Raw genomic sequence first — 12,787 nt, 5'->3', positions numbered from 1 at the left:
AGGCATGGAGGCTGCCGGGGAGGGGGCCGTCGTAAAGCGTGCCCCACGTTCTTAGTGGGGCTAATCGGGGCGAGTTCGGGTTTTGATTAAGGTTGTCTTTATGACTACATCTGGAGCTTCTGAATCATCCCGCAATATCGACCTCGACCAGTTTGGATTTCCCATCCCGATTCGTCGCCCACGCAGGCTGCGCACCAACCCGGTGATGCGTGCGATGACGGCGGAGACAACGCTGACTCCGAAGAACCTCATTCTGCCAATGTTCGTGGCGGATGGGATTGATGAGCCGAAGCCAATCAGCTCCCTGCCCGGAGTAGTGCAGCACACCGAGGACTCCCTGGTGGAGGCCGTGCGCGAGGCTGTTGAGGCGGGCATCTCGGCGGTGGACCTCTTCGGTGTCCCGCTGGATGAGGATAAGGACGGTGAGGGCTCTGAGTCCTGGAATCCGGAGGGCATTCTCAACCGCGCTCTGCGCCGTCTCCGAGGTGAGTTCGGCGACGACATTCTGATCATGGCTGACACTTGCCTGGACGAGTTCACCAATCACGGTCACTGTGGTGTGTTGGGCACGGACCGCTTCGGCAACACGGTCGTTGAGAATGACCGCACGCTGATCAACTACATCAAGATGGCGGTTGCACAGGCCGATGCCGGTGCCCACATTGTTTCGCCGTCGGGCATGATGGACGGGCAGATTGCCGCAATTCGTGAGGGCCTGGATGCCGCAGGTCATGAGGATGTTTCCATCATGGCTTACTCGGCAAAGTACGCCTCTGCCTTCTACGGCCCGTTCCGTGAAGCCGTGGGCAGCTCGCTCAAGGGCGATCGCCGCACGTACCAGCAGGATCCAGCTAACCGCCGTGAATCCCTGCTTGAGGTGCAGCTCGACGTTGACGAAGGCGCGGACATGGTGATGGTCAAGCCGGCCATGAGCTACCTGGACATCCTGCGCGAGGTCGCAGACATCTCGCCGGTGCCGGTCGCCGCTTACCAGGTCTCTGGTGAGTACGCGATGATTCACGCCGCTGCTGCCAACGGGTGGATTGACCTGGATGCTGCGATGATGGAGGCAGTACTGAGCATTCGCCGTGCCGGTGCGGAGCAGATTTTGACCTACGCCGCAGTGGACTTGGCGAAGAAGCTGCGTGCCCAGTTCTAATCCGCTGGGTTGAAAGTGCAGTAATCACTATTGAGAAGTGGACGGATGACTAAAGAAGAGAAGAAGCCCGCAATTCCCGAGCAGGTGGAGGGTGCTAGGCAGGCGTGGCGGGTCACTGCCGTGTTGCAGTTACTCCTCGCCGCAGTGGCGACGGTGACCTACTGGCTGCATCCGGAAATGTTGATGAGCCCTGAAACCGCCAAGGAAAATTTCCCCGGCTTCACCGAGGGCCAGATTGATGCTGCCATGAAGGCGACTATCGTCATCGCTTTCCTCTTCGCAGTGGGCATCTGCATTGCGTTCTTCGCCATCATCGAGCGGATGCGCAAGGGCAGTGAGGGCGCCCGCACAGTGCTGGTCATCGGCTCGATTTACCTGGCCATATCAGCGCTCATGTCCTTCTTTTCATCTACGGCTTCCGAATCGGGAGTGCCGGCGTCCCTCGTGCTCGTCAGCGGAATCGTGCGAATCGCCTCGGCTACCGCCGCAGTAGCTGGTCTGGTGTTGGCAGCGTCGCAGGAGTCCAAGCACTACTTCGACCAGCAGCGGCCATCGAAGCCGTGGACGCCGCACGCGCAGGGTTCCGGTTCGCATCTGCCGAAGTCTTCGAAGCAGGACACCGATTCGAAGCAGCGGCTGAATGAGCCACAGGCCAAGCAGCCCGAGGAGTCTAAGAAATGATGTCCCTTCCGAGTCGCCCCTGGCAGTGGGTACTCTTCGTAGCCCTCATCGGCCAGATTGTCCTGAGCTTGATACTGGTCACCGGCGATTACTCGCAGGCTCCCGCCGCTGTCAGCCGCGACATCTACATCGTCGCGAGCGTGTCGCTGGTCTGCTCGCTTATCGGCAGTGGCTGCTTGCCGACGGCCACCGAGTTCAAACTCTCCCGAAACTGCCTGCTCATTATGGTGATTATCACGGCTCTCGCCATGTCCTTTGCCATTATGGCGGGCACGCTGACCGTGTGGGTTATTGTGCCCAGCTTGGTAATGGTGTGTGGACTGCTGTTGCTCTATCGTGAATTAGCGCTCATACGCGCCGACCAGCCGCAGGATTAGACGGAAAGTTTTTAAAGGCCATGAGTAACACCGGTGAGTTTGACTTCTCTCTGGACAATCGCGTTGAACAAGCGATTGTGGATGCCAAAGTTGCAGCTCGTAAGGCATTGCCACGCAGCCGTCAGGACATCGAGGAAGAAAGCGCTCATCAGCGGCTTGCACACCGCAGAGGTCAATCCAACACAGCTTTCGCACTCATCCTGGAAAACATGGAGGATGCCGAAAGTGCCGAGCGGGCTGAGCGCGTTCTGGAGTCCTTTCCAGGAGTAACGGCCTCTGTTGTGTACAAGCCCGGTCGCGCGTGGATTACCGCGCCCGATGATACTGATCCCAATCGGTTCATCGAAGCTCTCCGTGAAATTGGAGTGGAGTCGTATCTCACGCGCAGCACGCTTCGTCGTCGCGCAACTCGGTTGGATATGACGCAACACCGCCGTCCCGCTGTTCCGGCTGCTGCACAGCAGATTGAGGAAGAGCGCATTCGCCGTCGTGAAGCGGCCCTGCGCCAAAGCGGAGGCGGCGCAGAAGTCCTGTTCACGGCCCGTGAACTGGTGACCAAGCAGCGTTTTTGGGGAAGCCTGATCCTGTCGATTCCGGTGCTGGCGACGTCGTTGAACGTCAATTGGCAGTTCCCGGGCTGGCAGTGGATGTGCATTGTGCTGACCACAATCGTGGTGTGGTGGGGCGGCTGGCCTTTCCACCGTGCGATGGCGGCGTCCCTGCGTCGGCGAATGTCGGCGCTGGACGGGGCAAGCTCCATTGCAATTCTGTTGGCGTGGCTATGGTCGCTGGTGCAGCTGGTTATTGGGCCCGCGGGGCAGATTGGATATACCACTGCGCCCACGTGGTTTGCCTTCAATTATCGAGAGAGTGCCTCGGCGGAAGTGTTCTTCGACGTTGCCTGCGGCCTGACCGTACTGCTGCTAACAGGCCGCATGTTTACGCGCTACAACAAGGTGCGCACTGGACAGATCATGCGCAACCTGCGGATTCCAGCTGAGCGAAACGTGACGGTGGTGCGCAAGAGCGCCAAGTCCGCAGAGCCAAAACAGGTGGAAGTGACGGTCGCGGAGCTCAATATCGGCGATGACATCGTGGTTCCACCAAACTCGGTGATTCCGGTCGATGGTTCGGTCATCGGTGGTGCGTCCACGATGGATGCGCAGCTACTCGGTATCGGCGTTGAGCCACAGAAGGTCAAGGTCAACTCCAAAGTTTGGGCCGGCGCAATCAACCTGGATTCGGAGCTCAAGGTGCGCGTGGAGCGCACCGGTTCTAAGACCCGGGCATCATCGATGGCGCGCTGGCTGCGTCAGGCGGTTCGAGAAGAAACGGTGATGCACCAGACCGCAGTGCGCTCGGCATCAGAGCTGGTGCCGTGGGCGCTGTCGTTGGCAGGCGTGGCATTTTGCGGTTGGTGGCTGGCGACGGGCACAATGAGCGGTGCTCTCGCGGTGGCGCTGGCTATGCTCTCCGGCATCGCACCGGTGGCGTTGGCAATGTCAACGTCGACCGTGCAGCGCATCGGCATTCTGGCCGGTGCTAATAACGGAATTTTGATTCGTGGCAACGAGACTTTCCGCAAGTTGGCTACCGCTGATGTGGTGATTTTTAACCGCGTTGGAACGCTGACAGAGGGCGACACTCATGTGCTCGATGTCGCCGCTGAGCGCAATGAAAACCCGGACCTGGTTCTGCGAGTGGCGGGCGCTCTGATGATGGAGAGCAACCACCCGGCATCGGCGGCCATCGTGCGCGCGTGTCGTGTGTCCCGCGATGCGGGCTCCGGTGGTGGCGAGGTGCCGCACTGGATTGAGACGGTGCATGTCGCTATTGCCGATGACGGTGCGTTCGTGGGCCAGGTTGAAATTCCGGTGAAGGACTCCGACGACAACCTGGAGATGCGCTTTGTCGAAGCGCGTGTTTGGCGTCCGCGTGATCTCACGGCACTCAGCGAGAAAATGGCCGTGGCTGCGCTCAGTGGCGGTACTCCGATGGTGGTGTCGTGGCGTGGCAAGGTCCGTGGTGTCATCACCATTGGTGAGGACATCAAGCCCGATGCGGTTGAGAGCATTGACCAGCTGGAGGACATGGGCGTGGACACCATGATGATCACGCGAGATCCGTACCCAGTAGCTCGTCGTTTTGCGGATCGACTGAATATCTCGCGCGTATTCGCGGGCATTATTGCTCCCCGCAAGGCCATTGCGGTGCGTTCAGTTCACAGTGACGGCGAGACAGTCGTGATGGTTGGTGACAAGGATGTCCGAGACTGTCTGCGTGCCGCTGATGTGGGTGTGTTGATGGACAACACCGAAGGTAAGCAGGACCTTGATGTCGATTACGCAGATGTTGTGGCACTGCGCAACAACGTGTTGTCGATTCCGGAGGCCATTGAAATCGCTCGCGCTGTGGCGCGAATGATGGACTCCAATATCTACTTTGCGTGGTTCTACAACGTTGCGGTCATCCTGCTGGGGATGACTGGCCTGATTCACCCGCTGTTGGCATCGCTTTTGATGATTTTCTCCAGCTTGTGGATTGACTGGCGTTCCCGCCGAGTGTCGTCTCGTCGGAAGCATTTGTTCAGAGTGAAGCTGGGCCGTTGGTAGGGCAGGGGTAGCCCTCGATCTGGGTGGCCGTCTACGATGGTCACCGTGACTCAAGACATCAATGCTCCTCATGTCCCTGAAAACGTCGAGCTCACCGACCGTTCGGCAGAGTTCTTTGCACAGGCTCAGGCGGTGACGCCGGGTGGTGTGAACTCGCCGGTCCGCGCCTTCGGCTCCGTCGGTGGCACCCCACGTTTCATTGACCACGCCAAGGGTTCCCGTCTGGTGGATGTTGATGGCAATGAATACGTAGACCTGGTCTGCTCGTGGGGCCCGATGATTCTGGGCCACGCGCACCCGGCAGTGGTGGAGGCAGTTCAGAGTGCCGCCACCCGCGGGCTGTCTTTCGGCGCTCCGACAACGGCTGAGACCGACCTGGCTCGCCACATCGTCGAGCGCACGTCGGTAGAAGAGGTGCGTCTGGTCAACTCCGGCACGGAGGCCACCATGTCCGCAGTTCGCCTGGCTCGCGGCTTCACTGGCCGTTCCAAAATCATCAAGTTCGCCGGCTGCTACCACGGCCACGTGGACGCGCTGCTGGCATCGGCCGGTTCGGGTGTCGCTACTTTTGGTCTGCCGGACTCGCCGGGTGTCACCGGTGCATCGGCTGCAGACACCATTGTCGTTCCCTACAACGACATCGAGGCCGTCAAGGCCGCATTCGCTGAGAACCCGGGCGAGATTGCCTGTGTTATCACCGAGGCGGCAGCGGGCAACATGGGTACCGTTGCACCGCAGGACAATTTCAATGCGAAGCTGAAGGAAGTCTGCCACGCCGACGGCGCTCTGCTGATCCTCGACGAGGTCATGACCGGCTTCCGTACTTCCTACAACGGCTGGTACGGAATTGATGGTGTGGCCGGTGACCTGACCACCTTCGGCAAGGTTGTCTCCGGTGGTCTCCCGGCTGCTGCTTTCGGTGGTCGCCGCGACGTCATGGAGTATCTGGCTCCGAACGGCCCGGTGTATCAGGCCGGTACGCTCTCCGGTAACCCGGTCGCTATGGCAGCTGGCCTGGCCAACCTGGAAAACGCTACGAAGGATGTCTACGACACCGTGGCGGCCAACGCAGATCGCCTGGCCACGATTCTCTCCGATGCACTGACCAAGCAGGGCGTTGCCCACCACATTCAGCGTGCGGGCACGATGCTCTCGCCGCGCTTCGCCGAGGGCGAGGGCCACAACTTCGAGGAGATGCAGGCAGCGGATACCTTCCGTTACCCGGCCTTCTTCCACACCTTGTTGGCCAACGGCGTCTACCCGCCGGCTTCCTGCTACGAGACCTGGTTCGTCTCCGCTGCGCTGACCGATGCTGACTTCGAGATCATCGAGCGTGCAGCAGCCCGTGCGGCCGAGGCGGCGGCAGCCGCCAAGCCGGAGTAGGTGACACGTGGCGAACAAGTCCAACTCGCAGGCAGCGCAGGAGGCCGCGCAGGAGGCCGCGCAGCAGGAAACGCAGCCGACTCAGCCAGAAGCCCAGGCAGCCAAGCGCGTAACGAAGCACGCCAAGACCACGGTTGTGCATCTCGTCCGACACGGCGAGGTTTATAACCCGGATAAGATTCTCTACGGTCGTCTGCCTGGCTGGCACCTGTCAGAGCGTGGTCAGCGCCAGGCAGCGGCCACGGCCTCGTCCTTCGAAGGCCACGACATCCGCTACTTCGCCTGCTCTCCGCTGAAGCGCACGCAGGAGACCTCTAAGCCATTCACCGAGGTAATTGGTACGAAACCAATCCTGGATGAAGATCTCCTGGAGGCCGGAAACACCTTTGAGGGCTTGCACATCAAGGGCATTGACTCTGCACTGTGGAATCCGAAGTACTGGCCACGGCTGCGTCGTCCGAGTGTGCCGAGTTGGGGAGAGCCCTACGAGGAGATTGCTGATCGAATGTTCCGCGTCATCGAGTGCGCCCGTGAGTACGCCGAGGGCGCAGAAGCAGTTCTGGTGACCCACCAGCTGTGCATCATCGCCGCTCAGCGTCGTGCGCGGTACTTGAAGCTGGCTCACAACCCGGCAACCAGACAGTGTGACCTGGCCAGCGTGACCTCGTTAATCTTCGTCGGCGACACCATTGTCGACGTGCGCTACAGTGAGCCGGCCGGTCACCTGTAAGGTGAATAAATAGTTTTGTTGAAGTTTCACTGACCCCCGGAAGGTGGCACCCCAGGTGGCCAAGGTCTCATCGTCCCGAATTGCAGCAACGCTAGCGGCAGCAACTTTGTCTCTGTCGCTCGCGGCATGTAACCCCGGAGAGTCAGTGGGACACGACGCCGTTGCCGTCGGCGGTCAGTTCGAGTTCGTTTCTCCAGGCGGTCAGCAGATCATTGATTACGCACCGGAGGAACGCAAGCCGGTCGGCAACGTCTTCGGTCCTTCTCTGGAAGACGACGACAAGAAGATCTCCCTCGATGACTTCAAGGACCAGATTGTGGTTCTAAACGCCTGGGGGCAGTGGTGTGCACCGTGTCGCTCTGAATCCGATGACCTGCAGTACGTCCAGGAACAGATGGAAGAGGAAGGCATCGGCACTGTCCTCGGCATCAACGTCCGCGACAACGTCCGCCAAGCCCCCGTCGACTTTGTGAAAGACAACGGTATTACTTACCCGTCCATCTATGACCCGGCATTCGTCAACGCCGCCGCGCTCGGCGGTATCCCGGCATCGGTGATTCCGACGACCATCATTCTGGACAAGCAGCACCGCCCGGCCAAGGTTTTCCTCCGCGAGGTCGACCACACCATGCTGATGAAGGCCGTCAATGAAGTGAAGGCGGAGGGCTAGGCCCCAGCATGGGAACTCTTGCCATGGACACGACCTATCTTGCCGATGGCATCGGCCAGCAGTTCGCCGACGCCGCCACCGGTGGTCCCATTGTGTTGGGGTTACTCGCCGCTGCGCTGGCCGGTCTGGTCTCCTTCGCCAGCCCGTGCGTCATTCCGCTCGTGCCCGGCTATGTCTCATATCTCACCGGTATTTCCGGAGCATCGGGGGCGCAGGGCCAGGGCTTGACGACGGGCACTGCGGACGCAACCGCCGTCGATAAGCGTGACAGCGATGGAGGCCGTGGCAAGCGTTCCTCGACTGCCCGCGTCGGCCTGGCTGCGTTGTTGTTCGTGTTGGGCTTTACTGTCATTTTCGTGCTGGGGTCGGCCTCGATTTTCGGGCTCGTGTCCACATTGCGTTTGCAGGCGCGCACGCTGACGATTGTCGGTGGCGTGGTGACCATCGTGATGGGACTCGCCTTCATGGGCATGGTGCCAGCGCTGCAGAAGGACACCCGCATGGCGCCGAAGCGCTGGACCACGTGGCTGGGAGCGCCACTACTCGGCGCAGTGTTCGCGCTGGGGTGGACGCCGTGTCTGGGACCGACGCTGACTGCGATTATTTCGGTGTCCGCAGGTACGCAGGGCATGACCGCGGCCAGGGGAGTGGCACTTATTATCGCCTACTGCCTGGGGCTGGGGCTGCCGTTCATTTTGGTGGCGCTGGGGTCGGCACGTGCGATGCGGGGAGTGGATTTTCTGCGCAAGCACTCGCGAACCATTCAGATCATCGGTGGTGTGGCGCTGGTGCTGGTGGGAATTGCCCTGGTCACAGGACTGTGGGATGTTTTTGTTGCCTGGGTTCAGGCCGCTTTTATTACTGATACGGTAACGCCAATTTAATGAAAGATTTCTTCGATGTCGGTGAATTGGAATAAGGTACGACAGCCCTTCCAGCAGGTCTGGAACTGGTTGACCAGCATGCGCACAGCGCTGATTTTGCTGTTCATCCTCGCTTTCGCAGCGGTTCCGGGCGCCCTGTTGCCACAGCGCTCGCTGAATAAGGACAAGGTCGACCAGTATCTTGCCGCCAACGGCAAGACCGCCGAGATCATGGATAAGCTGCAGCTTTTCGATGTCTTCTCGTCCGTCTGGTTCGTCGCCATCGTGGCGTTGCTGCTGATTTCCCTGGTCGGCTGCATTATTCCGCGCACCATCGACCACTACAAGGCTATGAAAACGCCGCCAGCCAGGGCGCCGAAACGGTTGGAGCGTCTTCCGCTTCACGACGAGGCCGTGGTCGACTCCTCCGCGGACGAAGTTTCTGAGCGGGTGCGTGAGCGACTTGCCAAGTGGGCGTTGACTGAAACTCCGGCCGAGGAAGACCGCGCTGGGGCACGTTCCTTTTCTGCGGAGAAGGGTTACCTGCGTGAGCTCGGCAACTTGGTATTCCACCTGGGCATTGCGCTGCTAATCATCATCGTCGGCTTGGGCCGCATGATTTATTACGAGGGCCAGGTCATTTTGCTGACCAACACCGGCACCGAAATTTCTGATGACAACGTCAACAGCGCGGTGGGCGTTCCGTTCTGTAACACCGCTGCGGCGAACTATGACTCGCTGCGCTCGGGCAACACCTTCGACGGTACGACTCTGAACCCGTTCTGTATTCAGGTCGAGGACTTTGCTGCCGATTACCTGCCGAACGGCCAGGCCAAGATGTTTACCTCGCACATCCGATTCGCAGAAGAGGAGGATATGCGTAAGCCGGTCGATGAGTGGGAGAAGACCACGCTGCAGGTCAACCACCCTCTGCGCATCGCCGGTGACCGTGTGTACTTGCAGGGGCACGGCTTTGCGCCTGCGTTCAAGGTGACCTGGCCGAATGGCGAGTCGCGTACCTCGATTGTTCAGTTCCGCCCGGATGACCCGACCTTCTTCCTGTCTTCAGGCGCGCTGCGCTTCGATCCGCCGGCAGGCATGTACCCGGACCTGTTCGAGCGCCGCCAGAACCAGATCGCCATCGAGGGCCTGTTTGCCCCGACGGCCGAGTTCACCGGTGAAAAGGGTGCTCTGCTGCAGTCCTCTTACCCGGCTATGCAAGACCCGGCCGTGGCTGTCGATATCTACCGTGGCGACGCGGGCCTGGACACTGGTCGCTCGCAGGGCCTGTTCTCCCTCGACCGCGACCTGATGCACTCGGGTCAGCTAGCCAAGGAAGCCCGCGTCAACCTCAAGCAGGGCGAATCCACCGAGCTTGCCGACGGCACCAAGATTGAATTCCTCGGCGCGAAGGAATTTGTCAACTTGCAGATCTCGCACGATCCCACGCAGTTCTGGGTGCTGGTGGCGACTGTGGCTGCACTGGCGGGCATGGTGATGTCGCTGGGTATTAAGCGTCGGCGCGTGTGGGTGCGCATGTTCCCGCTGGAAGATGGCCGCACTCGCGTTGAGTTCGGTGGCCTGGCTCGCACGGACAAGGCCGGTTGGGGCGAGGAATTCCAGTACATCGTGGATGACATCCTGGAACGCGACAGCGATGACGAGGATACTGCCGACCAGGACACTGTGGACATTGATGCGGCGGACAACGGTAGTGATGACGAGGACAGTGAAGGCAAGAGAGCCAAAAACTAACTAGCTGCTAAGGCCGATCCACACACTGCAGGGGTGAACGCGAGGGGGCGAAAATTTCGCCTCCGCGCAACTTTTTGCGTCCCTCGTGTCTGGCCCCCCTTTTGCTTAGCCCCGCTTTAGTACTAGGGTTTGAAGAAGTATTCCGCTAATTCCACACTTTGGAGTCAAGTACATGCTCGTCAATAAGACACTGGCGCAGTTTTCGGACTGGTCGTACTTCACGGCCTTCGCCTTTTATCTTGTGGCCTTTGTTGTTTCCATTGCCTACTACAGCCGTCGTATCGCGGCCGCTGAAGCTAAGAGCCAGGTTGCGGAGCGCGAGCTGGTAGCCGCCGGTGCTGGTGATGGAGCTCCCACCGCTAGTGTCGCTAACTCGGTGGAGTCGGAGACGAAGGCGTCGGCAAGCGTGGCTAAGAATCAGGCGCTGACGGACAAGCTCGGCGTTGTGACGGAAATGCTGATTTACGTCGGTGTAGCCGTGCACTTTGCATCGGTGCTACTGCGTGGCCTGGCCGTGCAGCGTTTCCCGTGGGGCAACCTCTACGAGTACATTTCGGTCTCCATTCTGTTTGCGATGGTCGTTGGTGCCGGTGTCCTGCACCGCGAGACCATGCGCGTGTTCTGGCCGTGGATGCTGGCACCGATTCTGGCGCTGATGTTCTACGGCGGTAGGAAGCTCTACACTGAGGCCGCTCCGGTGGTGCCGGCCCTGCAGTCGATTTGGTTTCCGATTCATGTGTCCATCATCTCTATCGGCTGCAGTATTGCGCTGATTTCCGGTGTGGCATCCATTCTCTACATGCTGAGGATGTACAACCGCAAGGGCAGCGAAAAGGGTTTCCTGGGCAAGCTGGTCTCGCCACTGCCGGATGCACAGAAGCTGGATGCGATTGCTTACCGCACCGCTATTTGGTCCTTCCCGCTGTTCGGTCTGGGTATTGTGCTGGGTGCTATTTGGGCGGAGTCCGCATGGGGTCGCTTCTGGGGCTGGGATCCGAAGGAGACCACGGCTCTGATTACCTGGATTATCTACGCCCTGTACCTGCACGCTCGTGCGACCTCGGGTTGGCGTAATACCAAGGCTGCGTGGATTAACATCTTCGGTTTTGCGACCATGGTGTTCAACCTCTTCTTCATCAATATGGTGGTTTCGGGCCTGCACTCCTACGCTGGCCTGAACTAAGCCGATTACACACGAACGAAGCCGGCATCGCCGGGTGAACTAGAATCGCTTCCATGCGCGTTCTCGTCACCGGTGGTGCCGGCTTTATTGGTTCCAACTTCGTTCTCCGTACACTGGCTACACGGCCGGATGCGAATGTCACGGTGCTGGACGCTTTCACCTATGCCGCCAACCCCGCGAGCTTGGACGGCGCGGACTGCGAGATTATTCGCGGCGATGTTCGTGACGCAGAGCTGATCAATCGCCTCGTTCCCCGCTTCGATGCCGTCGTCCACTTCGCCGCAGAGAGCCACAACGACAACTCGCTGGTGGATGCCGATCCCTTCGTCACCACCAATGTGCTGGGCACCGTGAATCTGGCGAAGGCCTGCGCCACCCACGATGTTCGCCTCCACCACATCTCTACAGACGAAGTTTTTGGCGATCTCGCTCTCGACGACCCAGCACGCTTTACGACGGCCACCGCGTACAAACCCTCCAGCCCCTACTCGGCCTCCAAGGCTTCAGCGGATCATTTTGTCCGGGCCTGGGTGCGTAGCTTCGGGTTGGCTGCGACGATTAGTAACTGCTCGAACAACTACGGGCCGCGGCAGCATCCGGAGAAGCTGATTCCTCGGCAGATCTGTGGCTTGCTGCGTGGGCGCAGCCCTCGCGTGTACGGCACCGGCGAGAATGTTCGGGACTGGATTCACGTCGATGACCACAATGATGCGGTCTGGGCAATCCTGGATGCAGGAGTGGTGGGGGAGACCTACCTGATTGGTGCCGATGGCGAGCGTTCCAACCTCGATGTGGTCGGTGACATCCTGGAGGGCTTTGGTCATGCGCGGTCGGACTTCGTTCATGTCACTGACCGCCCGGGGCATGACCGTCGTTATGCGATTGATCCTGCATCCATCCGAACCCTCGGTTGGCAGCCGCGCTACCACAACTTTTCCGCAGGCCTCGCCGAGACCATCGACTGGTATCGCGCCAACGAGTCCTGGTGGGCCGTGGCCTACGATGCCGCTGAGGCTGGCTACGCTGAGCGCGAGCAGGAGTTGTAGTTCTGATTGGGTTGGTTGGGGTGGTTGGGTTGGTTGGGTTGGTTGGGCTCTGCCTAGCCAGCACCCCGGTTACCTGGTGCACCCCGGTTACCTGGTGCACCCCGGTTGCTTGGTGCGCCCCATGCGTCACTTCAGCCACGCCTGCAATATAGTTCCCATGCGCACCAGGTAAAGGGCTCAAAACAGGCCCAAAATACCCAGACTCGCATGTTTGGTGGCATTTTCGGGCTTTTGGGTGAATCTGACCTGGGAGTTTCTAATCTGAAGCCCACCAAACATGCGAGTCTGCGTCAAAACACCCCTTGTGAATGCCGTTAAACGTTGTTTT

At 59.8% G+C, this 12,787-nt stretch carries 11 protein-coding genes; all 11 read left to right on the top strand.

The window, feature by feature from the left end:
- Nucleotides 1-100 precede the first annotated feature (100 nt).
- Entirely contained in the window at nt 101-1,159 is a 1,059-nt protein-coding gene (gene hemB, locus Q0U90_RS01065; protein ID WP_297450345.1) for a porphobilinogen synthase, read from the top strand.
- A 45-nt stretch (nt 1,160-1,204) separates the two neighbouring features.
- Entirely contained in the window at nt 1,205-1,840 is a 636-nt protein-coding gene (locus tag Q0U90_RS01060) for a hypothetical protein (protein WP_297450342.1), read from the top strand.
- A complete protein-coding gene (locus Q0U90_RS01055) occupies nt 1,837-2,217 on the top strand; it encodes a hypothetical protein (RefSeq protein ID WP_297450339.1) in 381 nt (126 codons plus the stop codon). Before Q0U90_RS01060 ends, Q0U90_RS01055 begins: the two co-directional genes overlap by 4 nt.
- Before the next feature lie 20 nt (nt 2,218-2,237).
- Nucleotides 2,238-4,829: an HAD family hydrolase gene (locus Q0U90_RS01050; protein ID WP_297450335.1), complete on the top strand. Its 2,592-nt coding sequence runs from the start codon at nt 2,238-2,240 to the stop codon at nt 4,827-4,829.
- Between the two features lie 36 nt (nt 4,830-4,865).
- Nucleotides 4,866-6,212 (top strand): glutamate-1-semialdehyde 2,1-aminomutase, encoded by a 1,347-nt coding sequence (hemL, locus tag Q0U90_RS01045; RefSeq protein ID WP_297450331.1) that lies wholly within the window; start codon nt 4,866-4,868, stop codon nt 6,210-6,212.
- 7 nt (nt 6,213-6,219) lie between these two features.
- Complete coding sequence (locus tag Q0U90_RS01040) at nt 6,220-6,942, top strand: histidine phosphatase family protein (protein ID WP_297450328.1); 723 nt, start codon at nt 6,220-6,222, stop codon at nt 6,940-6,942.
- Nucleotides 6,943-6,997: 55 nt separating this feature from the next.
- On the top strand, nt 6,998-7,612 hold the full coding sequence (locus Q0U90_RS01035; protein ID WP_048759308.1) for a TlpA disulfide reductase family protein: 615 nt from the start codon (nt 6,998-7,000) through the stop codon (nt 7,610-7,612).
- 23 nt (nt 7,613-7,635) lie between these two features.
- Nucleotides 7,636-8,496, top strand: coding sequence for a cytochrome c biogenesis CcdA family protein (locus Q0U90_RS01030; RefSeq protein ID WP_297450319.1), 861 nt, complete (start codon nt 7,636-7,638; stop codon nt 8,494-8,496).
- Between the two features lie 15 nt (nt 8,497-8,511).
- Nucleotides 8,512-10,230, top strand: a complete 1,719-nt coding sequence (locus tag Q0U90_RS01025) for a cytochrome c biogenesis protein ResB (RefSeq protein WP_297450317.1) — start codon at nt 8,512-8,514, stop codon at nt 10,228-10,230.
- 172 nt (nt 10,231-10,402) lie between these two features.
- Complete coding sequence (gene ccsB / locus Q0U90_RS01020; RefSeq protein ID WP_297450314.1) at nt 10,403-11,413, top strand: c-type cytochrome biogenesis protein CcsB; 1,011 nt, start codon at nt 10,403-10,405, stop codon at nt 11,411-11,413.
- 53 nt (nt 11,414-11,466) lie between these two features.
- Nucleotides 11,467-12,459 (top strand): dTDP-glucose 4,6-dehydratase, encoded by a 993-nt coding sequence (gene rfbB, locus Q0U90_RS01015; RefSeq protein WP_297450312.1) that lies wholly within the window; start codon nt 11,467-11,469, stop codon nt 12,457-12,459.
- Nucleotides 12,460-12,787 lie beyond the last annotated feature (328 nt).

Source organism: uncultured Corynebacterium sp., from assembly GCF_946998835.1.
In the GTDB taxonomy this organism is placed as follows: domain Bacteria; phylum Actinomycetota; class Actinomycetes; order Mycobacteriales; family Mycobacteriaceae; genus Corynebacterium.
This window is presented reverse-complemented; position numbering and strand designations above follow the sequence as displayed.

Excerpts from the sequence above, each read along its gene's own strand:
- hemB (WP_297450345.1), top strand. The coding sequence starts at position 101 with ATGACTACATCTGGAGCTTCTGAATCATCCCGCAATATCGACCTCGAC.
- Q0U90_RS01060 (WP_297450342.1), top strand. The coding sequence starts at position 1,205 with ATGACTAAAGAAGAGAAGAAGCCCGCAATTCCCGAGCAGGTGGAGGGT.
- ccsB (WP_297450314.1), top strand. The coding sequence starts at position 10,403 with ATGCTCGTCAATAAGACACTGGCGCAGTTTTCGGACTGGTCGTACTTC.
- Q0U90_RS01050 (WP_297450335.1), top strand. The coding sequence starts at position 2,238 with ATGAGTAACACCGGTGAGTTTGACTTCTCTCTGGACAATCGCGTTGAA.
- hemL (WP_297450331.1), top strand. The coding sequence starts at position 4,866 with ATGGTCACCGTGACTCAAGACATCAATGCTCCTCATGTCCCTGAAAAC.
- rfbB (WP_297450312.1), top strand. The coding sequence starts at position 11,467 with ATGCGCGTTCTCGTCACCGGTGGTGCCGGCTTTATTGGTTCCAACTTC.
- Q0U90_RS01030 (WP_297450319.1), top strand. The coding sequence starts at position 7,636 with ATGGACACGACCTATCTTGCCGATGGCATCGGCCAGCAGTTCGCCGAC.
- Q0U90_RS01025 (WP_297450317.1), top strand. The coding sequence starts at position 8,512 with ATGTCGGTGAATTGGAATAAGGTACGACAGCCCTTCCAGCAGGTCTGG.
- Q0U90_RS01055 (WP_297450339.1), top strand. The coding sequence starts at position 1,837 with ATGATGTCCCTTCCGAGTCGCCCCTGGCAGTGGGTACTCTTCGTAGCC.